This window comes from Burkholderia sp. RS01, from assembly GCF_039748055.1.
GTDB lineage: Bacteria > Actinomycetota > Actinomycetes > Actinomycetales > Micrococcaceae > Arthrobacter.
Window position 1 is genome coordinate 30,652 of sequence record NZ_JBDLAK010000006.1, and the last position, 16,939, is coordinate 47,590.

Below are 16,939 nucleotides of genomic sequence, written 5' to 3' on the forward strand. Positions count from 1 at the left end.
CGACTAGCTGGTGGAACTGTTGGAGATCCTGTGGAGCCATTCGAGAAAGAGCTTGAGTTCCGAGCTGGACAGCTGGTCCGAGTGGGATGCCTGCAGCGCCGCGTTCAGCGCGATGGCAGCCACTACCACGGATGATTTCCCGGAATCCCCGGGCCCGGCATCCTTGGCCTGGTCGCTGGACACCGCGAAGATCATGGCGTCCCGGGTCATGGTTGACAGTTCGAGGTTCCGCTCCGGGGCCGGCTCCGCGATCAGCATGAGGGTGACGCCGACGTTGGCCGCCAGGATGCTTCGTGCAGCCTCCCTCGGCTGGACGTTCAGCTGACCGGCCGCGGCGGCCTTGTTCAGCATCTCCTCCATGAGGGCCTCGGCATCGGCAACGATGGACGGGCGGCTCTCGGGGCGGATGTTACCGAACATGACCAGATACAGTTCCGGCTGGTTGAGCCCGAACTGGACATGGTTGTCCCACATCCGCCGGATGTCTTCCAGCGGCTGCCCGGACGGGGCGAAGTCCCGTTCGCCCGCCACGTATTCTTCGAATCCTGCGGCCACAACCGCGTCAAACAGGCCCTCCTTGTCACCGAAGTGGTGATACAGGGTGGGTGCCGTGACGCCTGCCAGCTGCGTGATCTGGCGGGTTGATACAGCTGCTCCCGCGGAGTTGGCCAGCAACTCGGCTGCCGCACGCAACAGCCTCAGTTTGGGCGGGAGCTGGCCATCGAAACTCATAACCGCTACCCTAGCACCTATAGCAACGCTATATGAACTGCATCACATACAATTTTTTCAGGCACCGCACAGAAATTTCGGACGTGGCCGTTCGAACCGCCCGGACCACTGTCCGGGCAGAGACCGGCGGGCCTGGCTACCGGCAGAGAATGAGGACCTTCAGTGCAGAACTTCACAGGAGTTGGCGTCAGCCCCGGCCGCATCATCGGCACCGTCCGGCAGATGCCCAAGCCCATCAGCGAACCTCCCGCCGGCGAGCAGCTGGCGGCGGGCACCTCCCCCGAAGATGCGACGGCGGCGCTGAAGGCAGCGGCGGGCGCAGTCCACGATGACCTCAAGGCGCGTGCCAGCCACGCCACCGGCGACGGCAAGGCGGTCTTGGAAGCCACGGCGCTGATGGCCAAGGACACCATGCTGATCAAGGGCGCGGGCAAGCTCATCGCCCGCGGAATGTCCGGCCAGCGCGCCATCTGGGAATCCGGATCCTCGGTTGCGGAAATGCTGCACAACCTGGGCGGCTACATGGCAGAGCGCGCCACCGACATCCTGGACGTCCGTGCCCGCATTGTGGCCGAACTCCGCGGCGTGCCCGCTCCCGGCATTCCCTCGTCCGAGAAGCCCTTCATCCTCGTGGCCGAAGACCTCGCCCCCGCCGACACCGCCACCCTGGACCCGAACAAGGTCCTCGCGCTGGTGACGGCCGGCGGCGGCCCGCAGTCGCACACCGCCATCATTGCCCGTTCGCTCGGCCTGCCGGCCGTGGTGGCCGCCGTGGGCGTGGATGAGCTGCCCGACGGCACCGAGGTCTACGTCGACGGCGCCGCAGGCACCATTACCGCCGAACCGGACGACTCCCTGCACGCCGCTGCGGAGGCCTGGGCGGCCACGGCCTCCCTCCTGGCCGAGTTCAGCGGCACGGGCACGACGTCGGACGGCCACCTCGTCCCGCTCCTTGCCAACGTGGGCGGCGCCAAGGATGCCGAAGCCGCAGCAAAGCTCGGGGCGCAGGGCGTGGGACTCTTCCGCACCGAGTTCTGCTTCCTCGAGCGCGACACCGAACCCAGCGTGGACGAACAGGCCGCCGCCTACAAGGGCGTGTTTGACGCCTTCCCCGGCAAGAAGGTGGTGCTTCGCACGCTGGACGCCGGTGCCGACAAGCCGCTCCCCTTCCTCACCGACTCCACCGAGCCCAACCCGGCCCTCGGCGTCCGCGGCTACCGCACGGATTTCACCACCCCGGGCGTCCTGGAGCGCCAGCTGGAAGCCATCGCCCGGGCCGAGAGGGAATCCGAAGCGGACGTGTGGGTGATGGCGCCCATGATTTCGACGGCGGAGGAGGCCGCGCGCTTCGCCACCATGTGTGCCGAGGCCGGCATCAAGACGCCCGGTGTCATGGTGGAGGTCCCGTCCGCCGCCCTGACCGCCGACACCATCCTCCGCGAGGTCGCCTTCGCGAGCCTGGGCACCAACGACCTCACCCAGTACGCCATGGCGGCCGACCGCCAGCTTGGCCCACTGGCCGGCCTGAACACGCCGTGGCAGCCTGCCGTCCTGCGCCTCGTCGGGCTGACGGTGGAAGGCTCGGCGATCGAAGGGCACAACAAGCCCGTGGGCGTTTGCGGTGAGGCCGCGGCGGACCCGGCCCTTGCCGTCGTACTGACCGGGCTCGGCGTCACCACCCTGTCCATGACCGCCCGTTCGCTGGCCGCCGTGGCCGCGGTGCTCAAGACCGTCACGCTGGCCGAGGCGCAGGAGCTGGCCAAGCTGGCCCTCTCCGCACCGAGCGCCACCGAGGCCCGCGCCTGGGTGCGGGAAAAGCTGCCCGTCCTGGAGGAGCTGGGGCTGTAACCCTTCCGGGAGGCCGGGGAAGGTCCGGGCGGGAGCCGGGCGCCGCGGTGCAGGGTGCCCGCTTCCGGTGTTTAATCCGGTGTTTTTGGTGCGGTCAGCTCCGCTCCCGGCCGGCGGCCGGCCGGGGAGTTCGCCCGGCCCGTCCCCCGGCCCGTCGCCGCGCAGCCGCTAGGCTTCTGCCATGGCACTGATAGCTCCCAGGGTGACCCCCGCCCTCCCAGCCGAGGACGCACTGAACCTCCGGCACGCGCTGGATGGCGGCAACGACATCACGGTGTTCGTGGACGGCACCGTCCACCGGCTGCCGCCCCAGGCGAGGGACGCCGTCGTCGACCTCCTGGCAAGGTTCAGCCGCGGCGAAGCCGTAACGGTGAGCAGCGTGGAGGAAATGCTCACCACATCCCAGGCGGCCGAACTCGCCGGAATCTCCCACACCTACCTGCGGAACATGACGGACCGCGGCGAGATTCCGGTGGAATACCGGGGCACGCACCGCCGGATCCGGCTGGCCGCCATCATGGCGTGGCTGGAGGCGCAGAAGAAGAAGCAGTCCGCCGCCGAACCGGCCGGCAACGCCACCGGCGAGAACCCTGGCCCGTAGCTCCGCCGGCCGCGCAGCCCGTGCCTGCGTGCCGGCCAAATGACATGCCCCCGGCACTGGATGACGGCGTGATAAGGATCAAGCAACGATCCCGCCCAGGCAGGGATTCCGGCCCGCGCACGGGGTTACTCTTTATTCGTGGTGAGACTCAGGGGATTGCACATCGTGGCGGGCATCGTCGCCATGGGTGTGGCTGCTGTACTCGGAAGCATCATGGGGCTGAACGACACGGCCGTGTTCACTTCCAGCTGCGTTGCGTACGTGGCCGTGTCCATGTGGGCGGAAGGCCGGCTCTCCCGGCGCGGCGGCACTGCCTCCGGTCCGATCCAGCTGCAGCCGCAGGCGTCGGACCCCGTGATCCTGGACCGCACCGCTGACCAGCTTCCCCGGCAGGAGGGGAACGCGGCCTGACCGCGCCGGGCATTGACAGGACCCGGCGGTGCCCTGAAGTATTGTTAGCGTTAACACTCGCCGGGGCGGTTCCGGCCTGAAGGGGGATCATGGGTACTGCACCGACGGAACTGGGCGGCACTGAACTCAACTGGGCCGGGAACTACCGGTACGGCGCCACTGCCATCCACCGCCCGCGTACCCTCGGTGAAGTCCGGTCCCTGGTGGCCGCCGCGCCCAAAGTCCGGGCCGTAGGGTCGCGCCACTCGTTCAACTCGATCGCCGACTCATCGGGCATCCTCATCTCCCTCGAGGACTTCGAACCGGATATCAGCATCGACGCCGCCGCACTCACCGTCTCCGTGTCCGGCGGAACCCGCTACGGAACGCTCGCCGCGGAACTGGACCGGCAGGGATTCGCCCTCGCCAACCTCGCCTCGCTGCCGCACATCTCCGTGGCCGGCGCCATCGCCACCGCCACGCACGGCTCCGGCGACGCCAACGGAAACCTGGCCACTTCGGTGGCTGCCTTGGAGCTCGTCTGCGCGGACGGTTCCGTGCGCACGCTGAACCGCGGGAGTTCCCCGGGATTCGACGGCGCCGTGGTGGGCCTGGGTGCCCTGGGCATCGTCACCCGGGTGACCCTGGACATCGAACCGCACTTTGAGGTGCGCCAGGACGTCTTCGAACAGCTGCCGTGGGACACGGTCCTGGCGGACTTCGACGCCGTCACCTCCAGCGCATATAGCGTCAGCCTGTTCACGGACTGGAGCGGCAGCACCGTGGCGCAGGCCTGGCTCAAGAGCAGGATTCCCGACGGCGGTCCCCCCGCCGGCGCCCACGCCGCCGTCCCCGCCGGCTTCATTGACCGCTTCGTTGCCGGCACCTTTGGCAGCACGGAGGGGGCAGGCCGGCCGGACCCGGCGCCCCGCACGTTCTTCGGCGGCACCGCCGCTCCGGAAGCACGCCACCCCCTGCCGGGCGTATCCGCGGAAAACTGCACCGAACAGCTCGGCGTCGCCGGCACCTGGGCGGAGCGGCTGGCGCACTTCCGCATGGCATTCACCCCCAGCAGCGGCGAGGAGCTGCAGAGCGAATTCTTCGTGCCGCGGGAACATGCCGTGGCGGCCATCGGCATCATGCGCGGCCTGTCGGAGGCGGTGACTCCGCTGCTGCAGGTGGCCGAAATCAGGACCGTGGCGCATGACCGCCTCTGGCTCAGCCCGGCGTACGGCCAGGCTTCCGTGGGGCTGCACTTCACCTGGAAGCCGGACCAGGCGGCCGTGGAGAGGGTGCTGCCGCTCATTGAAGAGAAGCTCGCCCCGCTGGGCGCCCGCCCGCACTGGGCCAAGCTGTTCACGGCCGGCGCCGCGGCCCTGGCGCCGCTGTATCCGCGTTTTGACGACTTCCGCAAGCTGGCGGAGGGAATGGACCCGGAGGGCAAGTTCCGGAACGCGTTCCTGGAACGCACGGTTTTCGGCTAGATGCGCGGCCGTCCGGCCCAGCGCCGGGCTTTGAGCGCGCCGTGCAGCTCCATCCGGACCATGCCCTTCAGCGGGTCCACGCCCAGCAGCTGCCGGATGCGGCCCAGCCGGTTGTAAATGCTGCTGCGGTGCAGGTGGAGTTTCTCGGCCACGTCCTGGACCGAGCCGTCGTTGTCGTAGAGCAGCTCCAGCACCGGCAGCAGTTCCCCGTTCCGGTCGTGGTCCTCGAGGGTCCGGAAATTGACCGAGCCGGCGTCGCCCCAGACTCCGGCCCCGCCGCCGGCGGACGCCAGGAGCTGGTACACGCCGGCGGCCCGGCAATCCACGAGCTCCCCGAGCTGCGGGTCCACCGCTGCCGCCTGGGCGGCCACCTTCGACTGGCGGTAAGCCTCGGCCAGTTCCTTGGTGCGGGTGAAGCCCTCGCTGATGCCCAGGATGATGCGCTCCACGGGACGCCCGGAGCGCTTGGCGAGTTCCAGCTGGTAATGCACCAGGACCTGCGCGTGGCTGGCGCGCCCGGTGGACTCCCGGAACAGGACCACGGCGTGCGTTTCGGCCCCCGCGCTGAAAAGGGTGGCGTCCACGCCGATGGTTGCCTGCAGCGCCGCGGACCGGTGGATGAGCGTGGAGGCGATCGGATCGGGTCCGGCGGACCAGCCGTCGGCGTCGAGGACGGTCACCAGCTGCCACGGGCCGCGGTCCTGCACTTCCTTCCAGCCGGCCACGGCCGCCACGGCATTGGCTTCCCCGGCGCAGGCCGCCAGGAATTCGCGTTCGCGGCTGCGCCGGAACTCGGATTCCGCGGTATTGGAGTCCAGCAGGAGCCCGGACAGCAGATCAAGCTCGTCCCGGACGTCCGGCAGTTGGGTGAGGATCGCCGCAGCGCTCTGCTCCTCCGCGTCCTGCTGCACCCAGAGATACCCGACGCGGAATCCGCGGACCAGCAGCGGGACGCAGACGCGCCCCAGCATTCCCAGGTCCTGGTTGGCAGGAACGACGACGGGACGCACCGCCGTGGCGATCCCGTGCGAAAGCTGCCACGCCTTGACGTCCAAAGGCACGCGCTTGCTGAGCAGGAAGTTCACCCGGACCCTGTCCGCGTGCGACTGGTTCGAGCTGTAGGCCAGAAGGAGGCCGTCGAGGTCCTCCAGCGATAGGCCGCGGCCCAGTTTCAGCGCCACCCGTTCCACGAGCTGTTCCACGTCCTGCTGCTGCATGCTGCAAGACTACGTCCCGGACGGCCTGCGGGGCGAACGGACAGCAGGCGACACCTGACGCTTCGGGACTCGACAAACGTCGAACCGTGGTGCTCAAAATCCGCGGAATCACGCGGACGACGGCACTCACCGGCGCACCGTTCCTGTCGCCTGCCTCACAGGCGGATCTATTCTGGAATCACACCTCCCCCGCAACTTTCGGCCTCAACAGCCCATCGAATATGGAGCCCAAAATGATCATCGGTGTCCCCAAAGAGATCAAGAACAACGAATTCCGCGTTGCCATCACGGCCGCCGGCGTTCACGAGTTCCGCACGCACGGCCACACGGTCCTGGTCGAGCGCGGCGCAGGCCTGGGCTCCGGCATCACTGACGAGGAATATGCCATCGCCGGCGCCGAGATCGTCGCCGATCCGGACGAGGTCTGGTCCCGCGCCGACATGGTGATGAAGGTCAAGGAGCCCATCAAGGCCGAATACCACCGCTTCCGGAAGGGCCTGATCCTCTTCACCTACCTGCACCTCGCCGCCGAGCCCGAGCTCACCCGTGAACTCATCAACTCCGGCGTCACGGCCATCGCCTACGAAACCGTCCAGGAAGGCCGCACCCTGCCGCTCCTGGCGCCGATGTCCGAGGTTGCCGGCCGCCTGTCGGTCCAGGTCGGCGCCACGTCCCTGATGGCCCCTGCCGGCGGCAAGGGCGTGCTGCTCGGCGGCGTCCCCGGCGTCCGCCCGGCCAAGGTTGTGGTCCTCGGCGCCGGCGTCGCGGGCACCAACGCCGCGGCGATGGCAATCGGCCTCGGCGCCGACGTCACCATCCTGGACATCAACATCAACCGCCTGCGCGAGCTGGACGCCCAGTACCAGGGCCGGCTGAAGACTGTCGCGTCCAACAAGTACGAGATCGAGAAGTCCGTGGTGGACGCGGACCTCGTCATCGGCTCCGTACTGATCCCCGGCGCCAAGGCCCCCAAGCTGGTCACCAACGAACTCGTGGCCCGCATGAAGCCCGGCTCCGTGCTCGTGGACATCGCAGTGGACCAGGGCGGCTGCTTCGAGGACACCCACCCCACCACGCACCAGGAACCCACGTACAAGGTGCACAACACCATCTTCTACTGCGTGGCCAACATGCCCGGCGCCGTCCCGAACACGTCCACCTACGCGCTGACCAATGTCACCCTGCGCTACGGAGTGGCCCTGGCCAACCTGGGCGTAAAGGCCGCGTTCGATAAGGATCCCGCCCTCGCCTCTGGCCTGAACATCGCCGCCGGCCACGTGGCACACCGCTCCGTCTCCGAGGCGCACAACCTGCCCCTCGTGGCGGACTGGCACGAGCTCGTCTCCGCCTAACCCTGGCACCGACCGACCGCACAGCTGGTTGAGTTCCGCTGGTTGAGCTCGTCGAAACCAAGGTTTCGATGAGCTCAACCAGCGGTTTCTTTTCGACCAGCGGTTTCGTTTTAAGCGAGCGAGCGGGCCTGCTCGATCAGTTTCAGGACCTCGACCGGGCCTGCCGGATCAACCGGGACGGGCAGAGCCGAGGCCGTGCCGCCCTCGGAGATCTTGGCCGCGAGGATCCGGTAGAACTCCGGGTAGGCGCCGCGCTCGGTGGACAGCCGGTCGAGGTGGCCGTCGCGGCCCAGCAGGCCTGCCCAGTCCTTGTCCTCGACGCCGTACTCTTCGTCCAGCGGGCTTCCGCCGGCAACAATGTAGGGCTCCTGCGGGTCCACGCCGTGCTTGGTGTAGGCGGCCTCGGATCCGAGCACGCGGTAGCGCGGCGCCTGCTGGGCGCAGAGCATGTTCATCCACAGGTGGCTCAGCACGCCGGACTCGTGCCGCACCACCAGGAAGCAGTCGTCGTCCACCTTCTCGCCCGGGCGCCGTGCCAGGAGTTCGGCGTGGACCACGGCGCCGGGCCCGAAGAGCAGCAGTGCCTGGTCCAGCAGGTGGGTGCCGAGGTCGAAGAGGACGCCGCCGCCGTCGGCCGCCGTGGCCTCCGCCTTCCAGGCCTTGGACACCTCGGGGGACCAGCGCTCAAACCGCGATTCGAACCGCGTCACCTGGCCCAGCGAGCCGGCCTCCAGGAGTGCCTTGACGGTCAGGAAGTCACCGTCCCAGCGGCGGTTCTGGAACACGGTGAGGACCCTGCCCAGTCTTTCGGCGAGCGCGATCAGCTCCTGCCCCTGCGCGCTGGTCACGGCGAACGGCTTGTCCACCACGACGTCGAGCCCGGCCTCGAGGGCGGCCTTCGCCAGCGGGTAGTGCGTGGCGGGAGGCGTTCCCAGCACCACAAGGTCAAGGTCGGCCGCCAGCGCAAGGACGGCGTCGCCGTCGGGCACTGTTTTCACGCCGGGGTACCGCCCGACGGCGGCCGCCTGGCGTCCGGCGTCGGACGTAGCAATGACGTCCAGCGAAAAGCCCGGCTCAGCGGCGATCAGCGGCGCGTGGAAAACGCTGCCGGAGAGGCCGTAGCCCACGACGGCCGTGCGGATACGGGAGGAAGCGGGGTCGGTGCGCATGGTGCAACGCTACTCCGCCGGCCGGACCACCCGCGTAACAAGCTGGCGCCATGATTCCTCCAGCCGCTCCGGGGACACGCCCTGCACGCGGACGGCATATAGGAGCCGCTCCGGATCCAGGGTTGCGCTGAGCGACATCGCCATGAGCCAGGGGTCCGCGTCCAGCCGGGCTTCGCGCAGCAGGTGCTCGATGTGCCGGTGCCACAGCACGGCGGCTGGCACCTCGAAGCGGTTTAGGACCGAATGGTCGGCGGCGCGGGCGAGGTCCCCGTATTCCAAGACGTAGCCGATGCGCCCGGCACCGAAGGCGATGAGCCGCTCCAGCGGCGGGGCCCCGGGGCCCAGCGGCGGCGGCCCGAACATGAAACGCCCCTGGAACTCGGCCTCGGAGTCGCTGAGCAGCGTCATCATGAGCCCGGCGCGGCTGCCGAAGCGGCGGAAGACGGTCCCCTTGCCCACGCCTGCGCGCTCGGCCAGCTTGTCCATGGTGAGGGCGTCGGCGCCGCACTCCTCGATCAGCTCCCGGGCCGCGCACAGCAGCAGCTGCCGGTTCCGCGCGGCATCGCTGCGTTCCGGGCCGGAACCGGACGGTGTCCCGGAGCGGATTGGGATGAGGCTCACAAGAAACATTCTAGACCGGGGAATATTATCCGGACCGTAGTCCGTTTGTATGGTGAAGGCATTAAGCGCCTCGACAACCAGCCAGCCGGCGGACCCTCCGCGGCCTGATACAAGGAGTTCAAATGTCCAAGAACACCGTCCTCACCCTGGTCGGCAGCCTCCGCGCCGATTCCACCAACCGCAAGCTCGCCGAGGCCATCCAGCTGAATGCGCCGGAAGACCTTGAAATCGTGATCCACGGGAGCCTGGGGAACATTCCCTTCTACAACGAGGACATCGACGTCGAGGGCCAGGTCCCCGAAGCCGCCGCCGCCCTCCGCGCCGCAGCCAACGCGGCGGATGCCCTGCTCCTGGTCACCCCTGAGCACAACGGCACCATGCCCGCCTCGCTGAAGAACGCCATCGACTGGCTGTCCCGCCCGTTCGGCGCCGGCGCCCTGGCCGGCAAGCCCACCGCGGTCGTCGGCACGGCCTTCGGCCAGTTCGGCGGCGTCTGGGCCCAGGACGAGGCCCGCAAGGCTGCCGGAATCGCCGGCGCCCGCATCCTCGAAGACGTCAAGCTGGCAGTCCCCGGCTCCATGGTCCGGTTCGCCGAGACCCACCCGAAGGACGACGCCGAGGTTGTGGAACAGATCAAGGGCATCTTCGACTCCCTGGCATCCGCCCAGCAGGCCACTGCAGCAGCCTGATCCAGCCTTTTCCACGCACGCCCCCGGCCGCACGACCGCTGCCGGGGGCGTTTGCCACTTAAGCGACAGGCTCCCCCCGGGGGCGCAATCATTCCGTGACTGAGCTGCGGCCGAACTGACACCCGCGGCGACTTCCTCCGCCTTAACGTTGATGTACGGGACGTACCGGGGCAGGGAGTGCGGTGCAGTCATGAGGAAGACCAGCCAGGACAGCAGGACACGGAGGGCGGCGGCTGCCGTCCTCTGCCTGCTGTTTCCGTTGTGGCTGGGCTCCTGCGCGCCCCTGCCTGTGTCCGCTCCCGGAGGATCTGCAGACGCCGCGGCTCCTGCCGCCGCCCCCGCTCCGCAGCCCCGCCCGGCCCCGCCGGTCAGTCCCCCGGAGGAGGGCGCCCCACCTGCGGCCGCCACGGGTCCGGCCGAAGGGTCCGGCTCCGGGTCTGCTGCCGCGTCCGGCCAGGGCGCCGGCATCGGCCCGGGCGCCGCTGACGTCCCGGCTCCGGCCTCCGGGCCGCCGGCCACAGCCGCCGGCCCGGCCATCCAGGATCTGCCGTCTGCCGGCGCGCCGGATGCCCCTGCGTCCGCCGCGGCACCCAAGGCCACCGGGCCCAAGAACACGGCGCCCGGCGCCGGGGCAGTCGCTGCCGCCGGAACCGCGGTCTACTACGTCGCCCTCGACGACGGCGGCACGTCGGGCGTGCGCTTCGGCTGCAACGACAGCCTGGTTGCCGTGCACGACGCCGATCCCTCCATCCGGGAACCGTTGCACGCCGCCATGAGCCGGCTGTTGTCCGGCCCGGGGGCGCCGCCGGCGACCGGCCTCTACAACGCCCTGTCATCATCCACATTGCAGTACGTTTCCGGGTACCTTGACGGCACCACCGTGGTGGTCAACCTGACCGGTTCGGTGCAGCCGGGCGGGGTCTGCGACATTCCGCGGATTGAAGCGCAGCTCACCCAGACCGCTGTCACCGCCGTGGGCGCCACCCGCGCGGAGATCTACGTCAACGGCGTCAGCCTGGCCGAGGTCCTCAGCCTGCGCTAGGCGCGGCTGCGTTGGATGCGGCGCCTTTCGGCGCCGCGCCGTTGGGCGCGTCCCCGCGGGCCGGGCCCTGCCTCATTCCCCTGTCCCTCATTCCCGGTGCTTCATTCCCCCGCGTCACGCTCCGCGGTGTCGCGCGGGGCAAACAGGGCGTCCATCTCGGCGTGGCTGCGCGCTCCGGCCAGTTCGGACCAGTTGCCGTCGCCGAGCACGTCGGCAGCCACCCGGGACACCGTTGCATACGCCGCCTTCGCGGTGTTGCCGCCGATGCTGATCCGCCGCACGCCGGCGTCGTGCAGTTCCCCCACGGAGGCGGCCCCGATGCCGGCGAGGGCGTTCAGTGGCGCAGCGACTGTCCGCGCGAGTTCGTGCAAAACGTGGAGGTCCGTCACGCCGGGAACGAAGATGCCGTCGGCCCCCGCTGCCACGTAGGCGGCGGCACGCTGCAGGGTTTCCTCGAAGGCCGATTCCGGAAAGCGGCCTGACAGGTAGGTGTCAGTCCGGGCGTTGATGAAAAGTGCCACGCCGAAGTCTTCGGCCGCGTCCCGGACGACGCCGATCCGGCGCGCCTGTTCGGCCACGGCGGTGAGCGGATCCCCGCCGGAGTCCTCGAGGTTCACGCCCACGGCGCCGGCCTCCAGCACCGCCGTGATGGTCTGCCGGAGCAGGCCGTCATCAAAGGCCCGGTCGGAGCCCGCGTACCCGGTCTCGATGTCCGCCGTCACAGGGAGGGCCGTGGCCGACGCGATCCGCCTGACCGCTTCCACGGCAAGGTCCACAGGCAGGTGGTTGCCGTCCGGAAACCCGAGGCTCCAGGAAACGGCGGAGCTCGAGGTGGCGAGCGCCGTCGCCCCGGCCTCCTCCACGAGCTTCGCCGACGCCGCATCCCACACGTTCACGAGCACCAGCGGCGCCGCCGCGGCCGAGTGGAGCTGGCGGAAGGCGGCTGCCTTGGCTGACTGGGCGCTGGCGGAACGGTGCGGTGTCATGGCTCCATTCCATGCCCTCGGCGGACGGAGGTAAAGACTGCCCCGGGATTTGGGGATTTCCTTGTCAACAACTGTTGCTTTCCTGGCAACAGCTGGCTGTATCCTTGGAAGTGTGACCCACGAAACACTTGATGCCGCGGCAGCAGTGCTGCCGGCCGAAGCCATTGACGCAATCGAACGCGCGGCCACGTCCGCCCACCGCCACGAGGAACTCTTCTCGGAGCGCGCAGCAAACATCAAGCAGTCGGCTGTCCGCGACGTCTTTGACATCTCCATGCGCCCGGGCCTCGTGTCCCTCGCCGGAGGCAGCCCCTACCTGCAGTCCCTGCCCCTGGAAAAACTCGCCCAGACGGCCGCGAGGATCATCGCCGAAGACGGCCTGACGGCACTCCAGTACGGCGGAGGCCAGGGCACGGAGGAACTCCGCACCCAGATCTGCGAGGTGATGGCCGCCGAGGGCATCCTCGATGCCAAGCCGGAAAACGTGGTGATCACCGCGGGTTCGCAGTCGGCCCAGGACGTGGCCACCAAGGTGTTCTGCAACCCCGGCGACGTCGTCCTCGTGGAGGAGCCCACCTATGTGGGCGCCCTGAACACCTTCGAGGCGTACCAGGTGCAGGTTGAGGCGGTGGTGATGGACGACGACGGGCTGGTGCCCGAGCTTCTGGAGGCCAGGATCGCCGCGCTCCAGACCGCCGGAAAGAACATCAAGTTCCTCTACACCATCCCCAACTTCAACAACCCGTCCGGCATCACCCAGGCGAAGGAACGCCGGCAGCAGATCGTGGACATCTGCCGCAACGCCAACATCATTGTCCTGGAAGACAACCCGTACGGCCTGCTGAGGTTTGACGGGCAGCCCCTGCAACCGCTGCGGGCGGCCAACCCGGATGATGTCATCTACATGGGGTCCTTCTCCAAGATCTTCGCGCCCGGCCTGCGCATCGGCTGGGCGCTGGTCCCGGCCCACCTGCAGCGCCGCTACTACCTCGCCTCCGAAGCCGTCACGCTGTGCCCGCCGACCCTGAACCAGATGCTGGTCTCGGCCTACCTCCGGGACTACGACTGGAAGGGCCAGATCCGCACGTACCGCGGCCTGTATGCCGAACGCTGCCACGCCATGCTGGCCGCACTGGAGGAGCACATGCCGGAGGGGCTTACCTGGACCCGGCCCGAGGGCGGGTTCTTCGTGTGGGTGACCCTGCCCGCGGGCGTTGACACTTATCCGCTGCTGCGCAAAGCGATCGATGCGGGCGTCGTCTTCATCCCGGGTGCCGCCTTCACCCACTCGGACGAACCGTCCAACAAGCTCCGCCTGGCATTCAGCGCGGTCCCGCCGGAGGCCATTGCCGAAGGTGTGCGGCGCCTGGCGCCGGTGCTGCGGGAGGCCATCGACGCACTGGTGTGAGCCGCGCGGTGTCCAATGGCTGGGCCGCACTCCGGAGGGGCGGTAGCCTGAGAACGGCGGCCGGACAGGTGCTGACGCAGAAGGCAGTGAGGCACTGCGCACGCAGGGCTGGCGAACGAAGAGGAGCAGGGGCATGGGCGGAATCATTGTTGTAGGCGTGGACAAAAGCGGTACTGCCCGCAAGGCCGCGGAAGCAGCCAGGGACCTTGCCCTGGCGCTCGGCGCGAGGCTGCACGTGGTGTCGGCGTTCGACACCGACCGGACCGAGGTCTACGGCAGCGGCAGTGACAGGTGGATCGTCTCGGATGCGGGCGAAGCCGAAAAGGTGGCCCAGAACGTCGCCACGGATCTGTCGGGCGCTGACCTCACCATCACCTATTCCTCGGCGCGCGGCAAGCCCGCCGAGGCCCTCGTCAGAGAGGCCGAACGGCTCGAGGCCCGAATGATCGTGGTTGGAAACCGCCGCATGCACGGCTTGGGGCGCGTGCTGGGCAGCGTGGCAAACAGCGTTGCGCACAGCGCCTCCTGCGACGTCTACATCGCCAACACGTACGGCGCCGACTAGGAGTTCTGCAGTGCCGCTCCCCTGAGCCGGGGGGCCTGAACACAGCCTGTAAGCAGAGCCTCGCGGCGCCCCCTGCGGTCCGCCGCGTCCGGGGGGAGCCGTCCTGGCTTGACGCGTGTCACCCCTCGTGGTGGGCAGTCTCACCCCGTTTTCCGGCGGGCGGCGACGAACCCGACGGTAAAATTTGAAGTGGCCCCGATGAAGCGGACATCCGAGAATCTACCACTTCAGGGGAAACATTTTGCTTACACTCCAGCGGCGTCAGCTCGTGGGTCACGACATCCTTCTTGCCCGCCACGGCAACCACATCAGCGCCATGCGCGTCGACCGTGCGGCCGGCCGTGTCATCGCCCTGCTGGATGACGGCTCCGTGGACAGCGCGCCCAACCTCATCTCCCCGGACCTGCGGCTGCCCGATACCGTGCAGAGTGTCCTGCGCGATGACTGGAAGTTCCTGGCAGCCGTATCGGGCGCCGTCGCCGCCGTATCCGGCGCGATGATTGCCGCCGCCTTTGGCCTGGCTGGCATGAGTTCCGATCCGGCCCTGGCCCAGATGCTGACCTCTTACGCCGCCTACTGAGGCCCGGCGCTTCCGCGGCTAATCCGGGCGGGGCCGGCCGCGTGCGTCACGCTGGGCGGACCATCAGCTCCAGCAGCAGCCACCACAGCAGCGTGGTGACGCCGCCGCCGACCACCGCGCCGGCCACAACCTGGGCCACCGTGTGCGCGCGGAGCACCACGCGGGACCAGCAGACAGCGGGAACCAGCAGCAGCACCGGACTCCACGGGGCGCCCAGCAGCAGCACGGCGACAGCCGTTGCGAAGGCGATGGACCCCGCATGCCCGCTGATTTTCCAGAAGAGGCTGATGACGGCAAGCACCACCACTCCGCCCACGATCGCGAGCACCATGGCAATCACGCTGCCCGGAGCGTTGATGGCGAGGAGCAGGCATAATCCGGCCAGCAGCGACACCACTGCCATGGCCAGCACGGGGGCGCGCTGCCTGCGGTCGCTGACGTGGTGGTCCGTCACCTTCCCCAGCCGGACCAGCAGCTCGACGGCGGCCAGCGGCAGCAGGCACACAAACAGCACTGCCAGGGCGCCGAACCAGGCCGTGCCCGGGAACCCCGGTTCGACGGCAGGGCTGAACAGCAGCACCAGGGCCATGGTGACGGTTGGCTGAAAGACCTCGGTGATGGCCCTGGCCGCGAGGTTCCTGGCACGAATGCTCATGAAGGGTGCCGTCCTGCCCACAGTCCCGCCTTCCGCTCCCGTGACGCTTGCCTGGGCTCCGGCCCTTGCACTGGCGTCGCACTGACTGAATCAGTCAAGCAGCAGCGCCGGCTCCTCAAGGATGGAGGCGACGTCGGCCATGAAACGGGCGGAGAGGTCGCCGTCCACGACACGGTGGTCGAAGGAGCCTCCCAGCGTGGTGATCCAGCGAGGGATGACCTCCCCGTCCAGGACCCACGGCTTCTGCTTGATGGTGCCGAAGGCCACGATGGCCACCTCGCCGGGATTGATGATGGGCGTGCCGGTATCGATGCCGAGGGCCCCGATGTTGGTGACGGTCAGGGTGCCGCCCTGCATCTGGGACGGCTGGGTCTTGCCGGCACGGGCCGTGGTGGCGAGGTCGTTCAGCGCCAGCGCCAGCTCCTTGAGCGAAAGGTCCTGGGCGTTCTTGATGTTCGGGACCATCAGGCCCCGCGGCGTCGCCGCGGCAATGCCCAGGTTCATGAAGTGCTTGACGTGGATCTCGGCGCCGTCGCTGCCGTCCGGGTTGTCCACCCACGTGGCGTTCACGCTGGGGTTGCGCGCCGCGGCCCAGATGACGGCCTTGGCGAGGATCAGCAGCGGGGAAACCTTGATGCCCTCAAAGTCGCGGGAGGCCTTGAGTCGCTTGACGAACTCCATGGTGCGGCTGGCGTCCACGTCCACGAAGATGCTGACGTGCGGCGCGGAAAACGCCGATTCCACCATGGCCTTCGCGGTGGCCTTGCGGACGCCCTTGACCGGGATCCGTTCGATCCGCTGGTCCTGCGGGCGGCCCGACTTGCCCCAGAATGTATCCGCCTTGTCCAGCTCCGCGTCCCGCTGCGCCTGGTAGCTGACCAGGTCCTCCCGGGTCACCTCGCCCCGGGCGCCGGTGGGGACGACGTCTGCCAGGTCAATTCCCAGGTCCCTGGCGATCTTGCGCACCGGGGGTTTGGCCAGGACCTTGTTCACGAGTCCGGTGATGGTGCCGCCGAGCGTGGGCTTTTCAGCGCTGCCGGCCGAATCCGCCGGAACCGCGCCGGTGGTTGAGCCTGTCGGAACCGGGGCCTCGAGAACGTCCCGCGAAGACCGGGGCTGCACAGGCTCGATTTCCGGAGCACCGTGGATTGGGTCCGCCGGAATCTCAGTCCTCGTCTTGCGCGGGCGGCGCTTGACGGCGTCGGCCTTGGGGCCGGAACCCACCAGCGGACCGCCGGCCAGGCCGCCGTCGGCTGCTCCGCCGTCGGACGCCGGCTGGTCATCTGCCGCAAGGTTCCCGTACATCAGTGCCGCCGGCGCCGGCGCCGGCACATCGGCAGGCGTGGGGTCGCCCGAGACGGCGTCGGACACGCTGATGATGGCAGTCCCGACGTCGACCGTCACACCTTCGGGGACCAGCAGCTCCGTGACGGTGCCGGCGAACGGCGACGGCAGCTCCACGAGGGACTTCGCGGTCTCGATTTCGCAGAGGACATCGTTGATGGCCACGGTGTCGCCCGGCTTGACCTTCCAGGAGACGATCTCGGCCTCGGTCAGGCCCTCGCCAACGTCGGGGAGGTTGAACTTGTTAAGCGTCATG

The 16,939-nt window shown here is 68.8% G+C and carries 17 protein-coding genes; 10 read left to right on the forward strand and 7 right to left on the reverse strand.

Going from position 1 to position 16,939, the window contains the following annotated elements; genetic code table 11:
• Positions 1-3: 3 nt before the first annotated feature.
• Positions 4-732: a TetR/AcrR family transcriptional regulator gene (locus tag ABFP37_RS07340; RefSeq protein WP_078028310.1), complete on the reverse strand. Its 729-nt coding sequence runs from the start codon at positions 730-732 to the stop codon at positions 4-6.
• Positions 733-894: 162 nt separating this feature from the next.
• Between ABFP37_RS07340 and ptsP the strand changes: the two genes are divergently transcribed.
• The 4 genes from ptsP (at position 895) to ABFP37_RS07360 (ending at position 5,055) form a co-directional block, all read left to right on the forward strand.
• Entirely contained in the window at positions 895-2,580 is a 1,686-nt protein-coding gene (ptsP, locus tag ABFP37_RS07345; protein WP_347033132.1) for a phosphoenolpyruvate--protein phosphotransferase, read from the forward strand.
• A gap of 181 nt (positions 2,581-2,761) precedes the next feature.
• The gene (locus ABFP37_RS07350) at positions 2,762-3,181 is read left to right on the forward strand and encodes a helix-turn-helix domain-containing protein (RefSeq protein ID WP_078028312.1); all 420 of its coding nucleotides are present in this window, start codon (positions 2,762-2,764) and stop codon (positions 3,179-3,181) included.
• 138 nt (positions 3,182-3,319) lie between these two features.
• Positions 3,320-3,592, forward strand: coding sequence for a hypothetical protein (locus ABFP37_RS07355; protein ID WP_139362819.1), 273 nt, complete (start codon positions 3,320-3,322; stop codon positions 3,590-3,592).
• An 89-nt stretch (positions 3,593-3,681) separates the two neighbouring features.
• Positions 3,682-5,055 carry an FAD-binding protein gene (locus ABFP37_RS07360; RefSeq protein ID WP_078028313.1) on the forward strand — a complete coding sequence of 458 codons (1,374 nt, stop codon included), beginning with the start codon at positions 3,682-3,684 and terminating at the stop codon, positions 5,053-5,055.
• On the opposite strand, the gene ABFP37_RS07365 is transcribed toward ABFP37_RS07360, so the two are convergent.
• Complete coding sequence (locus tag ABFP37_RS07365; RefSeq protein ID WP_347033133.1) at positions 5,052-6,272, reverse strand: helix-turn-helix domain-containing protein; 1,221 nt, start codon at positions 6,270-6,272, stop codon at positions 5,052-5,054. The two genes, ABFP37_RS07360 and ABFP37_RS07365, sit on opposite strands and share 4 nt — an antisense overlap.
• 233 nt (positions 6,273-6,505) lie before the next feature.
• On the opposite strand from ABFP37_RS07365, the gene ald reads away from it, so the two are divergent.
• The gene (gene ald / locus ABFP37_RS07370) at positions 6,506-7,624 is read left to right on the forward strand and encodes an alanine dehydrogenase (RefSeq protein ID WP_078028315.1); all 1,119 of its coding nucleotides are present in this window, start codon (positions 6,506-6,508) and stop codon (positions 7,622-7,624) included.
• 110 nt (positions 7,625-7,734) lie between these two features.
• Here ald and ABFP37_RS07375 read toward each other — a convergent pair whose 3' ends face one another.
• Both ABFP37_RS07375 and ABFP37_RS07380 read right to left on the reverse strand, forming a co-directional pair.
• Entirely contained in the window at positions 7,735-8,793 is a 1,059-nt protein-coding gene (locus ABFP37_RS07375; protein ID WP_347033134.1) for a Gfo/Idh/MocA family oxidoreductase, read from the reverse strand.
• A gap of 9 nt (positions 8,794-8,802) precedes the next feature.
• Positions 8,803-9,414: a TetR/AcrR family transcriptional regulator gene (locus ABFP37_RS07380; protein ID WP_260680966.1), complete on the reverse strand. Its 612-nt coding sequence runs from the start codon at positions 9,412-9,414 to the stop codon at positions 8,803-8,805.
• 122 nt (positions 9,415-9,536) lie between these two features.
• On the opposite strand from ABFP37_RS07380, the gene ABFP37_RS07385 reads away from it, so the two are divergent.
• Positions 9,537-10,103 (forward strand): NADPH-dependent FMN reductase, encoded by a 567-nt coding sequence (locus ABFP37_RS07385; protein WP_078028318.1) that lies wholly within the window; start codon positions 9,537-9,539, stop codon positions 10,101-10,103.
• 190 nt (positions 10,104-10,293) lie between these two features.
• Positions 10,294-11,145: a GerMN domain-containing protein gene (locus tag ABFP37_RS07390; protein ID WP_347033135.1), complete on the forward strand. Its 852-nt coding sequence runs from the start codon at positions 10,294-10,296 to the stop codon at positions 11,143-11,145.
• A gap of 101 nt (positions 11,146-11,246) precedes the next feature.
• Here ABFP37_RS07390 and ABFP37_RS07395 read toward each other — a convergent pair whose 3' ends face one another.
• On the reverse strand, positions 11,247-12,131 hold the full coding sequence (locus ABFP37_RS07395; RefSeq protein ID WP_347033136.1) for an isocitrate lyase/phosphoenolpyruvate mutase family protein: 885 nt from the start codon (positions 12,129-12,131) through the stop codon (positions 11,247-11,249).
• A gap of 112 nt (positions 12,132-12,243) precedes the next feature.
• Here ABFP37_RS07395 and ABFP37_RS07400 point away from each other — a divergent pair, with 112 nt between their 5' ends.
• The 3 genes from ABFP37_RS07400 to ABFP37_RS07410 all read left to right on the forward strand — a co-directional run bounded on the left by ABFP37_RS07400 (position 12,244) and on the right by ABFP37_RS07410 (position 14,684).
• Complete coding sequence (locus ABFP37_RS07400) at positions 12,244-13,539, forward strand: PLP-dependent aminotransferase family protein (RefSeq protein ID WP_347033137.1); 1,296 nt, start codon at positions 12,244-12,246, stop codon at positions 13,537-13,539.
• A gap of 133 nt (positions 13,540-13,672) precedes the next feature.
• Positions 13,673-14,104 (forward strand): universal stress protein, encoded by a 432-nt coding sequence (locus ABFP37_RS07405; protein WP_078028321.1) that lies wholly within the window; start codon positions 13,673-13,675, stop codon positions 14,102-14,104.
• Positions 14,105-14,345: 241 nt separating this feature from the next.
• A complete protein-coding gene (locus tag ABFP37_RS07410; protein WP_078028322.1) occupies positions 14,346-14,684 on the forward strand; it encodes a hypothetical protein in 339 nt (112 codons plus the stop codon).
• A 46-nt stretch (positions 14,685-14,730) separates the two neighbouring features.
• On the opposite strand, the gene ABFP37_RS07415 is transcribed toward ABFP37_RS07410, so the two are convergent.
• Positions 14,731-15,339, reverse strand: a complete 609-nt coding sequence (locus ABFP37_RS07415; RefSeq protein ID WP_078028323.1) for a phosphatase PAP2 family protein — start codon at positions 15,337-15,339, stop codon at positions 14,731-14,733.
• Between the two features lie 90 nt (positions 15,340-15,429).
• The gene (locus ABFP37_RS07420; protein ID WP_078028324.1) at positions 15,430-16,938 is read right to left on the reverse strand and encodes a dihydrolipoamide acetyltransferase family protein; all 1,509 of its coding nucleotides are present in this window, start codon (positions 16,936-16,938) and stop codon (positions 15,430-15,432) included.
• Between the last annotated feature and the right edge of the window lies 1 nt (position 16,939).

Coding starts and splice junctions, on each gene's coding strand:
- ABFP37_RS07405 (WP_078028321.1), top strand. CDS start 13,673: ATGGGCGGAATCATTGTTGTAGGCGTGGACAAAAGCGGTACTGCCCGC.
- ABFP37_RS07385 (WP_078028318.1), top strand. CDS start 9,537: ATGTCCAAGAACACCGTCCTCACCCTGGTCGGCAGCCTCCGCGCCGAT.
- ald (WP_078028315.1), top strand. CDS start 6,506: ATGATCATCGGTGTCCCCAAAGAGATCAAGAACAACGAATTCCGCGTT.
- ABFP37_RS07360 (WP_078028313.1), top strand. CDS start 3,682: ATGGGTACTGCACCGACGGAACTGGGCGGCACTGAACTCAACTGGGCC.
- ABFP37_RS07415 (WP_078028323.1), bottom strand. CDS start 15,339: ATGAGCATTCGTGCCAGGAACCTCGCGGCCAGGGCCATCACCGAGGTC.
- ABFP37_RS07375 (WP_347033134.1), bottom strand. CDS start 8,793: ATGCGCACCGACCCCGCTTCCTCCCGTATCCGCACGGCCGTCGTGGGC.
- ABFP37_RS07340 (WP_078028310.1), bottom strand. CDS start 732: ATGAGTTTCGATGGCCAGCTCCCGCCCAAACTGAGGCTGTTGCGTGCG.
- ABFP37_RS07395 (WP_347033136.1), bottom strand. CDS start 12,131: ATGACACCGCACCGTTCCGCCAGCGCCCAGTCAGCCAAGGCAGCCGCC.
- ABFP37_RS07390 (WP_347033135.1), top strand. CDS start 10,294: ATGAGGAAGACCAGCCAGGACAGCAGGACACGGAGGGCGGCGGCTGCC.
- ABFP37_RS07350 (WP_078028312.1), top strand. CDS start 2,762: ATGGCACTGATAGCTCCCAGGGTGACCCCCGCCCTCCCAGCCGAGGAC.
- ABFP37_RS07420 (WP_078028324.1), bottom strand. CDS start 16,938: ATGACGCTTAACAAGTTCAACCTCCCCGACGTTGGCGAGGGCCTGACC.
- ABFP37_RS07365 (WP_347033133.1), bottom strand. CDS start 6,272: ATGCAGCAGCAGGACGTGGAACAGCTCGTGGAACGGGTGGCGCTGAAA.